Below are 17,359 nucleotides of genomic sequence, written 5' to 3' on the forward strand. Positions count from 1 at the left end.
TAATACCAAAACGAAAATCGCCAGAACCGGTCAATAAGAGCATTGCTAGATTATGATGTCTATTGATTGATTAGGTATTGACCGATTTTTAAGAATGTCTCATAAGTCTCATTCAATAATTTAATTTATTTATGACGACCTCGCTGATAGCGCCCAATCAATTCTGTCTGCATAATAATATGGCCTTGCATGGCCTTTTCCAGCGCCGATTTAGTTGGATGCTTTAAATCAAGTAGCACAGTATCTAGCGCATAAAGTTTATGGAAATAGCGATGAATGCCTATGGGTGGGCAGGGGCCGCCATAACCAGTACGCTTCCAGTCATTAATTCCCTGTAAGGTTCCTGCTGGCAGTTCATTTGCTGCGACATTTTCGGGCAGACCATTAACCTGTGGTGGGATGTTGTATAGCACCCAATGCACCCAGGTCATTTTAGGAGCGGCGGGATCAGGCGCATCTGGATCATCGACGATCAGCACGAGACTTTTTGTGTGATCAGGTACTCCTGACCATGAAAGGGCCGGGGAAATATCTTGGCTGTCACAAGTGTATTTGCTCGGAATCATGTCATTATGGGAAAAGGAAGGAGATGTCAGTGAGAGTGTCATAATATTTTCCTCCTTAATTTGAGACGTGCTCGTTTCTGCACGGCTAGTTTGAATTGGGATGAATAAAAGCGTGATTGTGAATAATGGTACCACTACCAGATGGAAGAGATAAATACAACCAGTACTTCCTAGATTATTTTCACGATGATGTTTCATGTTCTTGTCTCCTTCTGCAAATTATCAATCAACGGCTATCAATAACTGACTCAATGAGAAAAACTGACATCCTACTTTTATAACGCATGTATGAGTAAAGAAAAAGAAATTATTGATCTAAAAGAGTCCCATTCAAATACTGATCGGGTGTTGGAAGTTAACGATTTTTTGAGTCCGCCTGATTTAGTGGCAAGATGGGGTGGAAGTTATGCGGTAAAGCTAGGAATAAATCTCGATGGCTTGAATCCTGATGAAATCTACAAATGGTTTATTGCTGCGGTACTCTATGGCGCCCCTATTCCAGGAAGTGTTGCTGCTCGTACCTGGCACACATTTGCAGATAACGATATTCTGATGCCAAAGAGAATGATTGACAGTGGCTGGGACAAGCTTGTCACTCTTCTTGATCAGGGAGGGTATGTACGCTATGACTATAAAACCGCAACTAAACTGCTCGATGTAAATCGTGCTTTGCTTGAAAGATATGACGGAGATTTCAATATGCTCCATGCTGCCGCTAGTGATTCCGGTGATCTAGAGCGGCGCATTATGGATTTAGGCAAAGGGATAGGTAAAGTAACTACTCATATTTTCTTACGCGAATTACGTGGCAAGTGGCGAAAAGCAAATCCACCACTTTCCCCACTCGCATTTATAGCGGCCCAAATGCTTGGTTATCTTCCAGCTAATATCAACTGTGATTCTGGTGAGGTAGTTACTTATTTGCAAGAGTTGTGGAAAAAGTATGAAATGGCGGCAGGAAGCTTTTGTGATTTTGAAGCAGCATTGATCAGGAAAGGGCTGCATATTCGCCATCGTATAGGCCATCATCAAACAATTAAACTGAAGGATGAAGGATCGTCACTTACATAATGAATAGATCCAGAACAGAATGAGATAGGAAATCTGGATATTTTTTATTTGCGATGTCTAAATATCAGTGCGCCAATTTCTACACCTAAACCAATGCTGAGAAGGACCACTCCAAGCCATGCATCTTCCGGTGCCAGTAAGATGAATACGCACCCTATAATGAATAGCGAAATAGATAAAATGCGTTTGGTACGAGGGTTTCTGATCATACTATTTCTCCTCATCATGCTGAAAAATTTTGATTATGTTTACGGCTTATTTGAATACCTGAAGAAAGAAGTTTATCAAGATTAATATAGAGTAAATTTTCTACCAATTAGTGCCCTGATATGCTCGTAGTGTGATTGGAAAATAAGATTTAGCATCCATTGATATATTTGTTTTGCCTAGGTTGAAAATAAAATGAGCGTTCCTATATTACGATAAGTACGACAAGTGCTCATTGTTTCTTTATATGATCAATGGTAGGTATCAAGGTGCTTTCCAAATTTACAGACATGAGAAAAGACATGGCGTAAATGGAAAATGGCAGAGTGAAACTAAAAATTTTTTCAGAAGCATTTCCTTGATATAAAAATCTTTTCGCAAGATGAGGTAGGTAGGTATGCTGCATGGAGATACTTTGTGGCAACCCGATTAAAGGTACTTTTATTGTGATATGGAGATTATCAAATGGCTATTATGCGTTATGAACCTTGGGGATTATTGACTCAACTTCAGAAAGAACTAGAGCAGATGCGAGGTGATGCGGCAAGAGAAGGTTCCTCTGCTACGGCGGAGTGGGTTCCAGCGGTGGATATCAAGGAAGAACCTGATAAGTTTGTATTACTCGCTGATCTGCCTGGAGTTAAACCAGAGGAAATAGACATCAGTATGGAGAATGGGGTATTGACGATTAAGGGTGAGAAAAAAACCGAAACTAAGACTGAAAAAGAGGGTTACAAGCGTGTTGAGAGAACGTATGGCTCTTTTTATCGACGCTTTAGTTTGCCAGATACGGCAAACCCGAACGCTATCTCTGCTGTTTCTAAACACGGTGTGCTGGAGATTGTTATTCCCAAACGAGAATCAGTCCAACCCAAGAAAATTAATGTGACTTTAACTGAGTAATAAGGTGGAGCCTTTGGGCTCCATTCTTTTTAGAATGATTTGAATAGAAGAGACCTATTAAAAGAATTATTTTACTGAATCCTGTAATTCGTGAAAGAATGACACGCTTGCTAATTTTCTTGTCTTACTGAATTTTCTTATTTTTTCATGCCTCTCATAATACTTGAAAATGCCAGTTTGGCATTTGGTCACCATGCATTACTGAATCATGTAAATTTGCAACTTGATGCGGGGGAGCGTATAGGTTTAATTGGCCGTAATGGTAGTGGTAAATCGAGTCTTCTACGTGCAATAGCAGGGGAGATTAAGCTGGATGATGGCAAGCTCTGGTACGCTTCAGAATTGAAATTGGTCTATGTGCCACAGGAGCCACAATTTGAAGGTGGGAGTACAGTATTTCAGGAAGTGTCCAAAGGACTTGGAAATCTAAGCCAAGTACTGCTCGAATATCATGAGATTTCACATGCTTTAAGTGCAAGCGGAGAAAATACACAGGCACTGCTCGAACACCTGCAGGATTTGCAAAATATACTGGAGGCGCAGGATGGTTGGCGTATCCAAACCAGGGTAGAGACTGTGATTAATCAGCTCGGGCTGCTTCCAGATGCGCGAGTAGAAAGTCTTTCAGGTGGCGTAAAAAAACGAGTAGCGCTTGCACGTGCCCTGGTAGTAATGCCAGATGTGCTGCTGTTGGATGAACCGACCAATCATCTCGATTTTTCGTCTATCGTATGGCTAGAAAGTTTACTCAAAGATTTTCCCGGTAGTGTCATTTTTATCACGCATGATCGCCGTTTTCTAGATAATGTTGTTACGCGGATTATTGAACTTGATCGTGGACATCTAGAGAATTTTCCAGGGAGTTTTGCGGTTTACCAACAGAAGAAAGCTGAGATTCTTCAAATTGAAGCGGTGCATCATCAGAAATTTGATAAAGTGCTGGCACAAGAAGAAATCTGGATACGTAAAGGTGTTCAGGCGAGATGTACGCGCAATGAAGGTAGAGTAAGACAATTGGAAGCATTACGTCTGGAACGGGCAGCCAGACGTGAGCGAGTTGGATCGGTTAACTTTACCATCGAACAAGGAGAGCGTTCAGGCCAATTAGTCGCAGAACTAGAGCATGTTTCCAAAAGCTACGACGATAAGACCATTATCAGAGATTTTTCTTGTCGGATCATGCGGGGCGATCGGGTTGGGTTATTGGGTCCGAATGGTGTTGGAAAATCAACTTTATTAAAGCTTATATTGGGGGAGTTGAAACCCGATTCAGGAAGCATACGTAAGGGAACTAAGCTAACGGTGGCCTATTTCGATCAAATGCGTGAGCAGTTAAACGAGGAGCTAACGTTAGTAGAATCAATCAGCCAGGGATCTGATTTCATAGAGATTGATGGTGAGCGTAAGCATGTTATTAGTTATCTGGAAGATTTTTTATTTGCCCCACAGCGTGCTCGCTCAATAGTCAAATCGTTGTCAGGTGGCGAGCGTAATCGGCTGCTGCTGGCTCGCTTATTTACGCGACCAGCCAATGTGCTAGTGTTGGACGAGCCAACCAATGATCTCGATATCGAAACGCTTGAATTACTAGAAATGCTGCTACAAAGTTATGCCGGTACATTGTTTCTAGTCAGTCATGATCGCGCATTTCTCGACAATGTAGTAACCCAGGTAATTGCCTTTGAAGGAAATGGCATTTTGAGAGAATATGTGGGAGGATATGAGGATTGGGTCCAGAGTAAACATTCTGGAGAGATGGCACTGCAGCAGAAAGGGGCTACGCCTAAATCTTCTTCGGTTTCCCAGGACAAAAGAACTAAATCTACGTCTCGTATTAAATTGAGCTACCAAGAAGCGCGTGAACTTGCAGCTTTGCCAGAAAAAATTGATTTACTGGAAAGGGAGCAATCATCTATTACTACGCGATTGAGTGATCCTGCAATTTATCGAAATTTCCCTGAGGAGGCTAAGGCTTTACAAATGCGATTTTCTGCAATAGAGCAAGAACTGGCAAAGTGCTTTGCACGCTGGGAAGAATTGGAATCCAAGCAATCAACAGCATGAAGTTAGAAGAAGATTGTTTGGAGATTACCGTAGATAATTTCCCTATCCACAACAGGGAGATTACTATTATATTCATTGACTTAACATGAATATTCATTGACTTAACATCACTCATCGTTTAAAGTTTACATTTTTGAGAGGAGGAGGCACAAAGTGAAAAAGTCAGCAGCTGTTAAATTATTACTTGCTACTGGCATGTCTCTGGCATTTTCTGGTGTAGTACAGGCAACCGGTAATGCTGAAGCAGCCAAAGCCAAAATTTCCATGTGTGTGGGTTGCCATGGAATAGAGGGGTATCGCACATCTTATCCTGTTGTTTATCATGTTCCGAAACTGGGTGGGCAACATGAAGTTTATTTAGCTAAAGCACTGAGAGATTATAAGTCAGGAGAACGTAAACATCCCCAAATGAGTGGAATTGCAGCCACCCTTTCCGATCAAGATATTGAAGATTTGGCTGCTTATTACGCAAGTAAATAATTTTCCCATTTATGCAAGGATAAGGACATGAAAAATTTTGTTGTTGCCGCAGTAAGCGGTGTGGTATTACTCTTTTCCGGGCACAGTATTGCAGCCGATATCGAAGCTGGCAAGAAAAAAGCTGCAGAGGTGTGTGCTTCCTGTCATGGAGCCGATGGTAATAGCGCTGCCCCAAATTTCCCTATAATTGCTGGTCAACCCAGAACTTATCTTGAGAAAGCCTTAAAAGACTATAAAACTGGTGAGCGTAAAGATCCTATCATGGCTGGAATGGCTGCACCGTTGAGCAACGAAGACATTGAAAATCTGGCTTTTTATTTCTCCAGCCAATCTGGTCTATATGTGAAGAAATAATTTATTCCGTGAATGAGCGAGGAGATCATATCTCGTTTATTCAAAAAGAAATATAACATAAGAACGGAATTAAAACGGAATGTGTGATTTCATACATTCCGTTTTTTATTGATCTAATTTACCTATCCATTTATCCAGACAATCAAAGTAAATCTGAGCATCCGGTGGTGTTTGATTGCGTTGCGCCTGCCAAAGCATTTCAGCGAGACATTCAATGATTAGATGAGTTGCATCGTGCTCATTTCCAGTTTTCTTAAGTAAAAGTTCAAATTTCTTGCGAATTCCAACCGGTTGGTCAATGGAAAGCTGCTCTTTAATGGCAATATGCATACTCATATGAAGAAAGGGATTGGTTTCTCCCATCTCTGGAAAATAGTTTTTATCACGATAACGCTCGCTATTATCAAGCATCTCTTGATATTCAGGATGCAACAAGATCACTTCCAGTGCGATGTTTTCAATGCCAGACAGGATTTCTTTTTGGCGGTATTTACGCCAGGTGTCAAAGAATAGTTGGCGAACCTGCTCTCTCGATGGATTAAACATTTAGGAAACCAATGGGATACAATCCCAGTTCTTTTCATCAAACTCACATAAATCATTAATGCAGCAATAACTACATGCGGGTTTTCTTGCCTTGCATACATAACGTCCATGCAGAATTAACCAATGATGGGCATCATGGCGAAATTCAACGGGCACAAACTTCATGAGTTTATCCTCAACCACACGCACATTTTTGCCACGGGCAAGGCCTGTTCGATTGGCAACACGAAAAATATGAGTATCGACAGCAATGGTCGGCTCACCGAAGGCAGTATTTAAAATAACATTGGCAGTTTTGCGCCCGACCCCTGGTAGCTTTTCAAGTTCATCTCGTGTTTTCGGTACCTGACTGCAATGATGTTGGATGAGTAATTGACACGTTGCAAGGATATTTTTTGCTTTTGTCCTATATAAGCCAATGCTTTTGATCAGACTACTTAACCCAGCTTCATCCAGTGCTGCCATTTTCTCGGGAGTGTTAGCCAATGGGAAAAGCTTTTTTGTTGCCAGATTGACACTCTTGTCCGTGGCTTGTGCCGAAAGTATTACAGCTATGAGTAGTTCGAACGGTGTAGTGTATTCAAGTTCAGTTGTGGGGTGAGGATTGGCAGCTTTGAAGCGCGTAAAAATCTCGTAACGTTTAGCGGCATTCATGGTCTGGAGTGATTATTTTTGATCAATTGTTTCAGTGCGGCTTGCAAGAGCTCGCGCTAATGCTGCTTGAATGGCTGCCTTTTTCAGATGGGCATTTTCTGTGGCAGATTGAGATTCTTTTACCACCGGTGATTTTTGTGCAAATTTCTCGGTTTGTATTTGTTTGTCACGCTCAAGTCTTTGTAATCTAAATTGATGGCGTACTCGCGCCCTATCAGCAGCTTGCTGTTTCATTTCCTGAGCCTGATTTTCAGGATAGGGCGCAATGGAGATCATGCTAATACAGTCTACCGGACAGGGAGCCACGCACAGCTCACAGCCGGTACATTCTTCTGTGATGACCGTATGGATCTGCTTGGCGGCACCTACAATCGCATCGACAGGACAAGCCTGTATACAGAACGTACAGCCAATGCATTGCTCTTCGTTGATAAAAGCGGCCGATTTAGGTTTGGGTACACCATGTGCTGTATTCAGAGGTTTGAAAGCTACACCGAGTAAGGCAGCAAGTTTACGGATACCTTCTGCATCTCCGGGTGGGCATTGATTGATATCGGCATGGCCTTCTGCGATAGCAGTAGCATAAGGTAGACAGCCTGAAAAGCCACATTGACCACATTGTGTTTGTGGCAGAATGGCATCGATTTGTTCTATTAATTTGTATTTATCAGACATCATGGCAGAAAGTGCAAATTGCTTCAACAGATTGGCGTATCAGATCAGGGCCATGATAAATCAAACCTGTGTAGAGTTGGATCAGATTCGCTCCCGCTTCTATTTTTTCCTTTGCATCTTCAGCAGACATGATGCCGCCGACACCGATAATGGGTATGGTTTCTTGCAGCAAAGCATGTAATTTTCTAATCACTTCGGTACTGAGTAGTTTGAGTGGTGCACCGCTTAAACCACCTGTCTCACTGGAAAGTGGTAGATGTTCTAAATTTTGACGTGAAATAGTAGTGTTGGTAGCAATAACGCCATCAATTTGGTATTTTATTAACTGCTGAGCGATCGCTTCCAGTTGTGATGATTCCATATCGGGTGCAATTTTTATGACTAATGGCGTATATTTACCATATTGATCACTAAGTTTTGTTTGCTCTGTTTTTAATAGATGCAATAAGCGCTCAAGCTCGGCAGTATTTTGTAATTGTCTTAAATTGCGGGTATTGGGTGAAGAAATGTTGATGGTCACGTAGCTGGCATAACGATAAGTCTTTTGAAAACAAATCAAATAATCTTCTGCTGCTTTCTCTAGCGGTGTATCAAAATTCTTACCAATATTAACACCCAGGATGCCCTGAAAATTAGAACGCTTAATATTCTCGATCAGGTAATCGATACCGTGGTTATTAAAACCCATGCGATTGATAATTGCCTGTGCTTGAGGAAGACGAAATAGACGCGGCCGTGGATTACCCGGCTGTGGGCGAGGTGTTACCGTGCCCACTTCGATAAAGCCAAATCCCAACTTTGCAAGAACATCAATGTAATCGCCATTTTTATCTAATCCGGCTGCAAGGCCAACAGGATTGGGAAAATCTAAACCCATTATCCTACGGGATTTACAGGCAAACGAGCGACTTGGGAGCAATCCAAAGTTTTGCAGGTGTTGTAATGCACTAAGAGAAAGGGTATGTGCTGCTTCTGGGTCTAGCGTGAATAGCAGCGGACGAAAAAGACTATATAGCATTGAAACTTATTTTATCCCGAAAGCGGCCGAATTAAGTAGGGCAATCTATAGGATTATTCTGAAGAGAAGGATTATTAAAGGTTTGCCATTGTCCGTCTTGCAGGCTTTGTAAGGGTTGGAAATTGGCTTTATAACTCATTTTTCGGCTTTCACCAATCCAGTAGCCCAAATAAAGAAAAGGCAGTTTCTTGATGCGGCATTGTTCTATCTGCCACAAAATATTAAAAGTACCAAAACTTGCATTGGAAACATCTGGATCGTAAAAAGTATATACTGAAGAGAGGCCATCCGGTAATTGATCAACGATACTGATCATGCGCAGTTGATCATTTTCATGGAAGGTAATAAGCCTAGAATCGACGTTGCTTTGCAGCAAAAAATTGCAATATTGATCGCGACTATCATAATCCATGCCGCCGTTAGCATGGCGTTTCACTTGATAACGACGATAAAGACGGTAATGATCAGGATGGTAATGCAATTTATGGTGTGTGGCCACCAAATGTTGATGTTGCCTCCAAGCTCTGCGTTGTGCCCGATTAGACGAAAACCGATCAACAATGATGCGTACCGGAACGCAGGCCTCACACTGCTCACAGTTTGGGCGGTAAACAAAATTACCACTGCGGCGGAAACCGATTTTGATTAGTTGAGCATAGATCGGTGCATCTATCAGGTGATCTGGTAGCACAATTTGTGAACGGGCAAGTTTGCTGGGCAAATAGCTGCATGGATAAAATTCAGTAGTATGAAATTTCATAACCGGCAAGATAGCATCATTCTGGATAGACATAATCAAAATGCCATTTCCCAAGTTTTTCTGGAGCGGCGACTAAGTTATTTAATATTTGAGCAAATTCAATGCGAGGAATTTCTCTGGCACCTAATGAAGTAAGGTGTCTCGTTTTCATCTGACAGTCAATCATACCAAAGTTCCAGCGTTCCAATTGTTTTACCAGGTGCACAAAGGCAATTTTGGAAGCGTCAGTAACGCGGGAGAACATCGATTCCCCAAAGAACATTTTCCCTTGAGCAATCCCATACAATCCTCCTGCCAATTTTCCCTCAATCCAGGTTTCCACCGAGTGGGCCACACCCATTTGATGCAGCACAGTATAAGCTGAAATCATTTCCGGGTGTATCCATGTACCTTCCTGTTCCTTGCGAGGGGCTGCACAGGCTTGCATAACCTGGGTAAAAGCACTATCGCATCGAATTTCGTAATGATGTTTCTTCAGTGTTTTATGAAGCGAACGGGAAATTTTAAGCTCACCAGGAAATAATACCATACGTGGATTTGGACTCCACCACAGGATGGGCTCTTCCTGATTGAACCATGGGAAGATTCCACAACGATAAGCAGTCAGCAGGCGCTGTGGTGATAAGTCGCCGCCAGCGGCAAGTAAACCATTGGGTTCATCAAGTGCCATTTCTAGCGGTGGAAAATATTCTGAATTAGGAGTTAACCAATGGATCATAAGTTTATTTTGTGATGAAATACCTATACTTTGATTTAGATCAAGGTATATAGACCAATATTTTCTTAATATTAATCTATTATTCAGTTAATCCTTAGTTTGCATGAATAAATCCAACAAATGTAAAGGAGAATGAATGAAAAAATTTCGTCTCAAAACAAGAGTCGCTAGTGTCGCTGTTAGTTCATTAATTATTGCGCTAGCAACGGGCTCCCCCCAAGCGCTCGCTCATGGTGGAACATCAACTGAAGGTTTGGAGCAACAGATTAAGTTATTAGAAGGACAGCTAAAAGCTATTCGGGATGAGCTCAATCAAGTGAAAAGCAAGGCTGCTCAAGATCAGCAGGAGATTAAGAAAGTAAAAGAAGAGAATCAGCAGGAGATTAAGAAAGTAAAAGAAGAGATTGTCCGGGAAGATCGGATGATTAAGAAAGTAGAAGAGCAAGAGAGTAAACACCATCATATGATTTTCTTCCGTGGCGGCTATGCGCATAACTTGCAGGAGCGTAATGGCGCATCCCTGCAAAGTAATGTTGTACCAATCGGCGCGCAAGATGCAGGAGGCAATGATGGCTGGTATGTCGGTGCAGGTTTTGATTTTAGCCTAACAAAAGATGTGTGGGGCTTTCTACCCGGAACAGAGGTCCTTGCTGAATTGATGTTTGAATACAAAAGGTTTGGTCATTCGCAGGGTAATGCGCTGGCCAATGCTCCATCTCAATTAGCAGGAGGAGCCTTTAATCCGCGGAGTGTGACAATTAGTCAATTTACGTTGACAGCAGCGCCGAAAATTAAATTCATGGAAGGCAGCAACTTTAGACCTTGGATTATTCCTGCAGGACTAGCAATGCATGTGGTGAGTCCAGCGACTGAGTCTGTCACATACGTGGCGAATCCTGGCTATATGGTTGCTGTAGGGGCAGATTATCGATTCTGGAAGAATTTTGTTCTAGGCGTTGATGCACGCTATCATGAGGTTTTTGGTAAATTTGATGGCGTTAATCTTAGTGGCATGACTGCCGGTGGCTACCTTGGAATTGGTTTCTAACGATTTGAACACAGGTAGTGAAAGAATTGGAAGGGAAGAGAGGAATCATTGTTAGATATTAGGAAGATTATCTCCTATAGAGTTGTAATTCATCGTTGTATTTTAAATTAGATAGATAGTATTTCCCTCCTTGTTTCTAGCAAGATAGTAGATGATTTTGTGACGAAGCCTTTACACCCCGCTGCATGCTGGTGGGGTGTTTTTTTTATCCTTGTTTCCTGAGAAAAACCGTTTGTCAGAGACGATCACTTATCTACCGAATAATCCATGTGATCCATTTTTGTCCAACATGGTGCATTTGCATATTGAACTTACGGGGATTAAATCCGTGAAAATATTCAAGACATTTTTGATTTGAAAATGGAATGACTATCGTTTCCCTCTTTTTAATTGCTTAGCAAGCTCATGAATTTCATTAGAAAGCCGAACTTTAAATCCTTCAAATAAAATCCGATGGCATTGGTGATAAGTCTGCAATGCCTGATCAAACTGTTCTTGTCTAATGTAATGAGACATTAACCGTCGATAATTTGCTTCCGTCAAGGGTCTTAGCTCCACTACCTTGGTTAATAATAGACAAACGCGGTCATATTCTCCGTTCTTATCATGGAAACTTATGGACAAATCCAGCGCGCGGGATAATTTATTCAATAATTGGGATTGTTTTAATATTCCTGGCCCTGAATTGGAATCTTTCAGAAATGCGCCCCGGTAGAGTTTCAACAGCCGGTCAGTTAATTTAATGATCTCAGACTGCTGCCCATTATTCAGCGCTTGCTCCAACTCGTCTACAGTCGCTTCAAACGCCCACAAATCTAACCAGCAATAACTGTTATTAAGGGAAACCAAGCCAGAATTCAATATTACGGCTTCCTTGCCAAGGAGCTTGCGTAACCGGTGCAGCGCTGTTTCCAGGGACTGTTTGGCCAAGTCACCATCAGCATCAGGCCATAATATATCAGTGAGTTGAATGGAATGAACATTACGACCACCCAATGTGACTAGCGTCTCCAGCAATTCGAGTATCTTCTTTTGGCTTTTGCCAGAATGCCCTAGCTGTTTTCCTTTAACTTCTACTATTAATGAACCAAAACTATAGATTCGCACTGACCAAGGCCATTTCTCGAGATGGAAAGGGGGAGAATCCAACAGCCGGAGTTGTTTTAGTAAACTTACAGCAAATTTTTCTTCAATACCGCTCTCGATGGCCAGTAAACACAAAGGTGTCAAAACCTTTGGGCGCCATCCGAAAAAAGCAAAAAACTTTTCGGTATGCATGATTTGTAATAGCTCTTTTATGGCTGCAAGTGTACGAGGCTGATTTTGTTGTAAATATGCTAACCAAGCATCGGCAACATAATACTGGATCTGATTATGTTTATTATTAATATCTTTAGCTGCTGCGGAAAACAAAAAAAGCGTTTGTTCTGCTTTTTGCCATTGTGACAACTCGGCGAGTATTTGCACTTCAAGCGACCAAAAGCTGACATAAGCGATTTCAAAGTGAACCAATTGTGCCAATTGCAGCGCTCGCTGATTCTGTTCCAAGGCATATTGCAGGTCGTCGGCTAACGCGGCTAACCATACAGCATTGGCATAGTGCATCACAATCGGGATGCGCTGTCGATCATTCCTTGACTTAATTCCTTTTTGCAAGGCATTTTCAGCGCTGATCAGATCACCATTATTGATATGGCAACCCACGCTATTAGCAAGTAACATCCCTTCAAATAAACGAACACCTGATGTCTTTGATAATTCCAGTCCTTTATGGGTATATTCAAGCCCTTTGACGGCATCGGCTATCAATAGCCTTTGAACGACTAATAGATAAGCACTCATGATTCTTATCATAACGGGCAAGGTCTCATCTTCCAGCGCCAATTCCAAGTAAGGAATAAATGAATATGCTTTAGTTAATTGAAAGTTAAACATGTAATACTGGGTCAATTGCACGCTCAGCAGTGTCTTGATTGACTTGATGGTAATGAAGTGGAATATTCTTTCGCAGATTCTAATTAAACTCCTCGACAATGGATGTTGAATGCTATATATAGAGAAAGCCTGTAACGCCGTTGCATAAAATTGGATTTTTAATTCAATCGATGAGCAGACATATCGCTTACGTATTTCATCAAAGCGATTCATCCAGATTTTCAATCTGGAAAAATCATCCCAACTGATTGCAATTGCTCCAACCGCAGCAATCCAAGCAGAATAAATACCCTTGATATCTTGAGCAGTAACAAAGTGGTGATAGCTTTTTTCCAGTCGCTCTTCGGCTAATAAAGGATCAGATGGCTTCAATGCAATGGCGTACCAATAGTTCAACCAGGTATCCGCATCTAGGTGTTCGTCTGGCAATGCTTCCGCCCATTGTCGGACAGTGCGATGCCGCCCGGTGCTGATCAACTGATCCGCACACTCTAATAACAGCACCTTCAATGACGACCAATCTTGTAATTTCTGATAAAGCAGCATAGCTTCAACAGGATTATCCTGTTTGGCCAGTATCGCAGCTGCCTTATGCTGCAATTCTTGCCAATTCTCCTGAGTAAATAGTGTATCGGCCTGGGTGAGCAATAAATCTCTGAACAGCGGATGAAAGCGGTAAGTGGGAGTAGAGCCGGCAGTACGCTCAATCAAGAAATTTCTAGAGACCAGCTCATCGAGATAGGATTTTGCCTGGTGGTAGCCGGTTAACTCCATACCCATTTCTGCCGTCAATTGCGTAAACAATGCACTGGTTACTAAAAACTCATGCAGTTCTCGGGGGAAGCGAGCAAGTATTTCCGAAACCAGATAATCAAAAATATTTTGATCAACAGGAAAATCTTCAGAAAAACCGGGGATGCTCAATTGTCTCGCCATCAATACCATGCCGGTAGCCCAACCTCGTGTTTTTGACTGGATATGATGGATTTGATGATCATCAAGTTGTGGATTAAGCCATTTTAAGAATGCACGGCCTTCCACATCTTTGAACTGTAACTCAATGTCACCTATCTCTAATAACTCATTATTCAGATGCAAGCGTTTAAGTGCAGCACCGAGTCGATTCCTGCTGATACAGATCAATTGCATGTCATGCGGCAGCTGATTTATAGCAATTTGTAACAGGTGGAAAAAAGTGGGATCCTTTTCCAGTTCCTGGCAATTATCCAGCACAATCGCCGATTCCTGCGTAAGTGAAGCAAAAAGCTCGCGAAAAAAGACAGGCGCAAAGTTTTCTACATCATCGGCATATTCAGCGATAAAAACCGGTAGTTTAAGCTTCTGTGAGGGATAATTTTTTTGCGCAGCCAATGCCAGAAAATAAAAAATATCGGCAAAATTATTCTCACTGATATCAATTCGGTGCCATAGAAAAGGTACTTGCTGCTTTTTCAATAAACTGGCGACAAAAAGGGTCTTGCCAGATCCAGGCGGCCCATTTACCCAGATCACCTTGGCTCTTTTTCTTTGTTCAACCAGCGCAAATAAGCGATCACGCTCAAAAACACGCTCGTAATCTGGAGGCATGATTTTAGTTGGAAACCCTTTTGTTGCCACTACTTAACCTTCTATTGAGCATTTTTTCAATCTGTATGCCATTTGTAAGTCTTCCCTTGTTAAATTGAAAAAATATAATCAATTACAAAGGAGTATCTCGAAATAGCAAGCTAAATGTGTTCAACAAAATCTATCTTTTTAGCGTGATTGAGATATAAGCATTTAACTACAGTCAACTGTTTTATTAAGTGGTTTTAATAATAGCTAACTACTATTAAAAAATAAATATGATATTAGATTAGAATTTATACTGATGTAATTTTTATTACAGTTATATGAAATAAAAAAACAATAAGATGGAGATGTTGCTCGATTTTCTTAAGGAGCCTCTACGCAAGTTGTCATACCGCAAGCTTCTCCTTGCTCCGTTTCAAGCGCTCCTGGATGGACTGCTCGACTTTGGCTAAGCGTTTGAGGCCGTATTGGATTGTTTTAAAACGTTGATTGGTACTGTCGCGGGGAAAAAACTCCTTGCGCCTTGCCCGCTTGAGAACGGCGTAAATCGTGGGTCTTGAGACTCGAAAGCGCTCGACAAGTTGAGACACTTTCCAGCAGCGAGTTAGGTCAAAGCTGCCACAGCTCCTGACGGTCAAGTGGCGTGAGTCTTATATGTTTGTGCATGTTCATTTACAGTATTCTCCAAAATATTGGAAACAACGCTAGAAATTCTTACAAATAACAATTAACAACAATTATCGACTGATCTTGAGGAGAGAAACATGAGTAGTCGCATCGTATTTATCGATTCACACATCGCCAACTATCAAAGCCTGATTGTACAACTGCCGCAAAACACCGAAGCAATCCTGCTCGAAGCAGAACGGGACGGCATCGAGCAAATCCTTGCAGCCTTGCAAGGGAAAACGAACCTTGATGCGATTGACATCATCTCCCATGGATCACCCGGAATCATTACGCTCGGCTCCGGTGTACTCAACAACGACAACCTCAACGACTACAAAGAACAACTGGCACAAATCGGCCAGCACTTAACGGATGGTGGCGATATTCTGCTGTATGGCTGTGAGGTAGCACAGGGAGAAACCGGGCAAAGGTTCATAGAGCAATTATCCCTGCTGACCGGCGCCGATGTGGCTGCTTCAACCAATTTGACCGGCGCAACCGAGCTGGGTGGGGACTGGATGCTGGATGCATGGATGGGCACCATTCAAACCAAAGCAATGCGCTTCTCTTATGATGATGTGCTGGCCAGCAATGGAGAATTCCGCGTCAATACCACGGTAACCAGTAATCAACAATCTCCTACCATCACGGCGTTAAAGGATGGTGGCTTTGTGGTGAGCTGGCAGTCCTCGGATGGCAGCGGCTATGGCATCTATGGCCAGCGCTATAACGCAGATGGCACAGTGCGGGGCGCCGAATTCAGGATCAATACCACGGTAGCCTCTGATCAACAATCTCCTACCATCGCGGCGCTAGAGGATGGCGGCTTTGTGGTGAGCTGGCATTCCTTTGGTCAGGATGGCAGTGACTGGGGGATATATGCCCAGCGCTATAACGCGGATGGCACTGTGCGGGGCGCCGAATTCAGGGTCAATACCACGGTAGCCTCTACTCAAGATTATCCTACCATCACGGCGTTAGCGGATGGCGGCTTTGTGGTGAGCTGGGAGTCCTGGAATCAGGATGGCATCTACTATGGCATCTATGGCCAGCGCTATAACGCCGATGGCACAGTGCGGGGCGCCGAATTCAGGGTCAATACCACGACAGCCGATAGTCAAAATGCTCCTACCATCACGGCGTTAGCGGATGGCGGCTTTGTGGTGAGCTGGATGTCCTTGAGTCAGGATAGCAGTGGCTGGGGGATATATGCCCAGCGCTATAACGCGGATGGCACAGTGCGGGGCGCCGAATTCAGGGTCAATACCACGGTAGCCAGTAGTCAACAATCTCCCACCATCACGGCGCTAGCGGATGGTGGTTTTGTGGTGAGCTGGCAGTCCGACTGGCAGGATAGCAGCGGCCGGGGGATATATGCCCAGCGCTATAACGCCGATGGCACAGTGCGGGGCGCCGAATTCCGCGTCAATACCACGGTAGCCTCTGATCAACAATCTCCTACCATCACGGCGCTAGCGGATGGCGGCTTTGTGGTGAGCTGGGAGTCCTGGAATCAGGATGGCAGCGGCTATGGCATCTATGCCCAGCGCTATAACGCCGATGGCACAGTGCGGGGCGCCGAATTCCTGGTCAATACCACGGTAGCCAATAATCAATATGATCCTACCATCACGGCGCTAGCGGATGGCGGCTTTGTGGTGAGCTGGATGTCTTTGAATCAGGATGGCAGCGGCTGGGGGATATATGCTCAGCGCTATGATGCACCAGTCAATACAGCGCCTACAAACATTAACCTAAATAATACGCATATCTTCGAAAATAGCCCCGTAGGTACGGTAATTGGTACCCTGACTTCCACTGATGTTGATAACAGTACTGGTTTTACCTATGCTTTGGTTAGCGATACGGGTGATACCGATAATGCCAGTTTCATCATCAATGGCGACAAGCTTTTGTTAAATACTCCAGTCGATTATGAAATTAAGAATAGTTATAGTATCCGGATAGAAACCACAGACACCGGTGGCCTGTCATTTGAAAAGACACTCACAATCAGCATTGATAATGTCAATGAGGCCCCTACTGGAACTGCTACGGCATCACTGCCGAACGGTACGGAAGATACTCCCTATACCGTCAACGTCTCCGACTTGCTGGC

Annotated in this window: 17 protein-coding genes; 7 read left to right on the forward strand and 10 right to left on the reverse strand. The window is 43.0% G+C overall.

Features of this window, described 5'->3' with window-relative positions:
- Positions 1–125 precede the first annotated feature (125 nt).
- Positions 126–764 carry a YbhB/YbcL family Raf kinase inhibitor-like protein gene (locus R2Q26_RS12935; protein ID WP_411182352.1) on the reverse strand — a complete coding sequence of 213 codons (639 nt, stop codon included), beginning with the start codon at positions 762–764 and terminating at the stop codon, positions 126–128.
- A 90-nt stretch (positions 765–854) separates the two neighbouring features.
- On the opposite strand from R2Q26_RS12935, the gene R2Q26_RS12940 reads away from it, so the two are divergent.
- Positions 855–1,637, forward strand: a complete 783-nt coding sequence (locus tag R2Q26_RS12940) for a hypothetical protein (protein WP_317536663.1) — start codon at positions 855–857, stop codon at positions 1,635–1,637.
- 44 nt (positions 1,638–1,681) lie between these two features.
- Here R2Q26_RS12940 and R2Q26_RS12945 read toward each other — a convergent pair whose 3' ends face one another.
- Complete coding sequence (locus R2Q26_RS12945) at positions 1,682–1,846, reverse strand: hypothetical protein (protein WP_176969714.1); 165 nt, start codon at positions 1,844–1,846, stop codon at positions 1,682–1,684.
- 463 nt (positions 1,847–2,309) lie between these two features.
- Between R2Q26_RS12945 and R2Q26_RS12950 the strand changes: the two genes are divergently transcribed.
- From R2Q26_RS12950 to R2Q26_RS12965, 4 genes are all read left to right on the forward strand, one after another.
- Entirely contained in the window at positions 2,310–2,747 is a 438-nt protein-coding gene (locus tag R2Q26_RS12950) for an Hsp20/alpha crystallin family protein (RefSeq protein ID WP_317536664.1), read from the forward strand.
- A gap of 147 nt (positions 2,748–2,894) precedes the next feature.
- Entirely contained in the window at positions 2,895–4,811 is a 1,917-nt protein-coding gene (locus R2Q26_RS12955) for an ATP-binding cassette domain-containing protein (RefSeq protein WP_317536665.1), read from the forward strand.
- Between the two features lie 195 nt (positions 4,812–5,006).
- A complete protein-coding gene (locus tag R2Q26_RS12960) occupies positions 5,007–5,291 on the forward strand; it encodes a c-type cytochrome (RefSeq protein ID WP_090570393.1) in 285 nt (94 codons plus the stop codon).
- Between the two features lie 27 nt (positions 5,292–5,318).
- Positions 5,319–5,645, forward strand: coding sequence for a cytochrome c (locus R2Q26_RS12965; protein WP_317536666.1), 327 nt, complete (start codon positions 5,319–5,321; stop codon positions 5,643–5,645).
- 105 nt (positions 5,646–5,750) lie between these two features.
- Here the strand turns inward: R2Q26_RS12965 and R2Q26_RS12970 are convergent, their stop codons facing one another.
- The 6 genes from R2Q26_RS12970 to aat are packed head-to-tail and all read right to left on the reverse strand — an operon-like array spanning position 5,751 to position 10,016.
- Positions 5,751–6,191 carry a DUF1841 family protein gene (locus R2Q26_RS12970; RefSeq protein WP_317536667.1) on the reverse strand — a complete coding sequence of 147 codons (441 nt, stop codon included), beginning with the start codon at positions 6,189–6,191 and terminating at the stop codon, positions 5,751–5,753.
- Complete coding sequence (gene nth, locus R2Q26_RS12975) at positions 6,192–6,845, reverse strand: endonuclease III (RefSeq protein ID WP_317536668.1); 654 nt, start codon at positions 6,843–6,845, stop codon at positions 6,192–6,194.
- A gap of 12 nt (positions 6,846–6,857) precedes the next feature.
- On the reverse strand, positions 6,858–7,523 hold the full coding sequence (rsxB, locus tag R2Q26_RS12980) for an electron transport complex subunit RsxB (protein WP_411182353.1): 666 nt from the start codon (positions 7,521–7,523) through the stop codon (positions 6,858–6,860).
- Positions 7,513–8,538, reverse strand: a complete 1,026-nt coding sequence (locus tag R2Q26_RS12985) for a quinone-dependent dihydroorotate dehydrogenase (RefSeq protein WP_317536669.1) — start codon at positions 8,536–8,538, stop codon at positions 7,513–7,515. The genes rsxB and R2Q26_RS12985 overlap by 11 nt, the downstream gene beginning before the upstream one ends.
- Before the next feature lie 31 nt (positions 8,539–8,569).
- The gene (locus tag R2Q26_RS12990) at positions 8,570–9,331 is read right to left on the reverse strand and encodes an arginyltransferase (protein ID WP_317536670.1); all 762 of its coding nucleotides are present in this window, start codon (positions 9,329–9,331) and stop codon (positions 8,570–8,572) included.
- A complete protein-coding gene (gene aat, locus R2Q26_RS12995) occupies positions 9,315–10,016 on the reverse strand; it encodes a leucyl/phenylalanyl-tRNA--protein transferase (protein WP_317536671.1) in 702 nt (233 codons plus the stop codon). Before aat ends, R2Q26_RS12990 begins: the two co-directional genes overlap by 17 nt.
- A gap of 136 nt (positions 10,017–10,152) precedes the next feature.
- Here aat and R2Q26_RS13000 point away from each other — a divergent pair, with 136 nt between their 5' ends.
- Positions 10,153–11,064 (forward strand): porin family protein, encoded by a 912-nt coding sequence (locus tag R2Q26_RS13000; RefSeq protein ID WP_317536672.1) that lies wholly within the window; start codon positions 10,153–10,155, stop codon positions 11,062–11,064.
- A 369-nt stretch (positions 11,065–11,433) separates the two neighbouring features.
- Here R2Q26_RS13000 and R2Q26_RS13005 read toward each other — a convergent pair whose 3' ends face one another.
- Together R2Q26_RS13005 and R2Q26_RS13010 are read right to left on the reverse strand one after the other, a co-directional pair.
- Positions 11,434–14,616: a BTAD domain-containing putative transcriptional regulator gene (locus R2Q26_RS13005; protein WP_317536673.1), complete on the reverse strand. Its 3,183-nt coding sequence runs from the start codon at positions 14,614–14,616 to the stop codon at positions 11,434–11,436.
- Between the two features lie 341 nt (positions 14,617–14,957).
- Entirely contained in the window at positions 14,958–15,161 is a 204-nt protein-coding gene (locus R2Q26_RS13010) for a hypothetical protein (RefSeq protein WP_317536674.1), read from the reverse strand.
- A gap of 174 nt (positions 15,162–15,335) precedes the next feature.
- Between R2Q26_RS13010 and R2Q26_RS13015 the strand changes: the two genes are divergently transcribed.
- Positions 15,336–17,359, forward strand: a 2,024-nt coding sequence (locus R2Q26_RS13015; protein ID WP_317536675.1) for a DUF4347 domain-containing protein, incomplete at its 3' end; no start/stop codon positions are given.

Source organism: Nitrosomonas sp. Is37, assembly GCF_033063275.1.
In the GTDB taxonomy this organism is placed as follows: Bacteria; Pseudomonadota; Gammaproteobacteria; order Burkholderiales; family Nitrosomonadaceae; genus Nitrosomonas.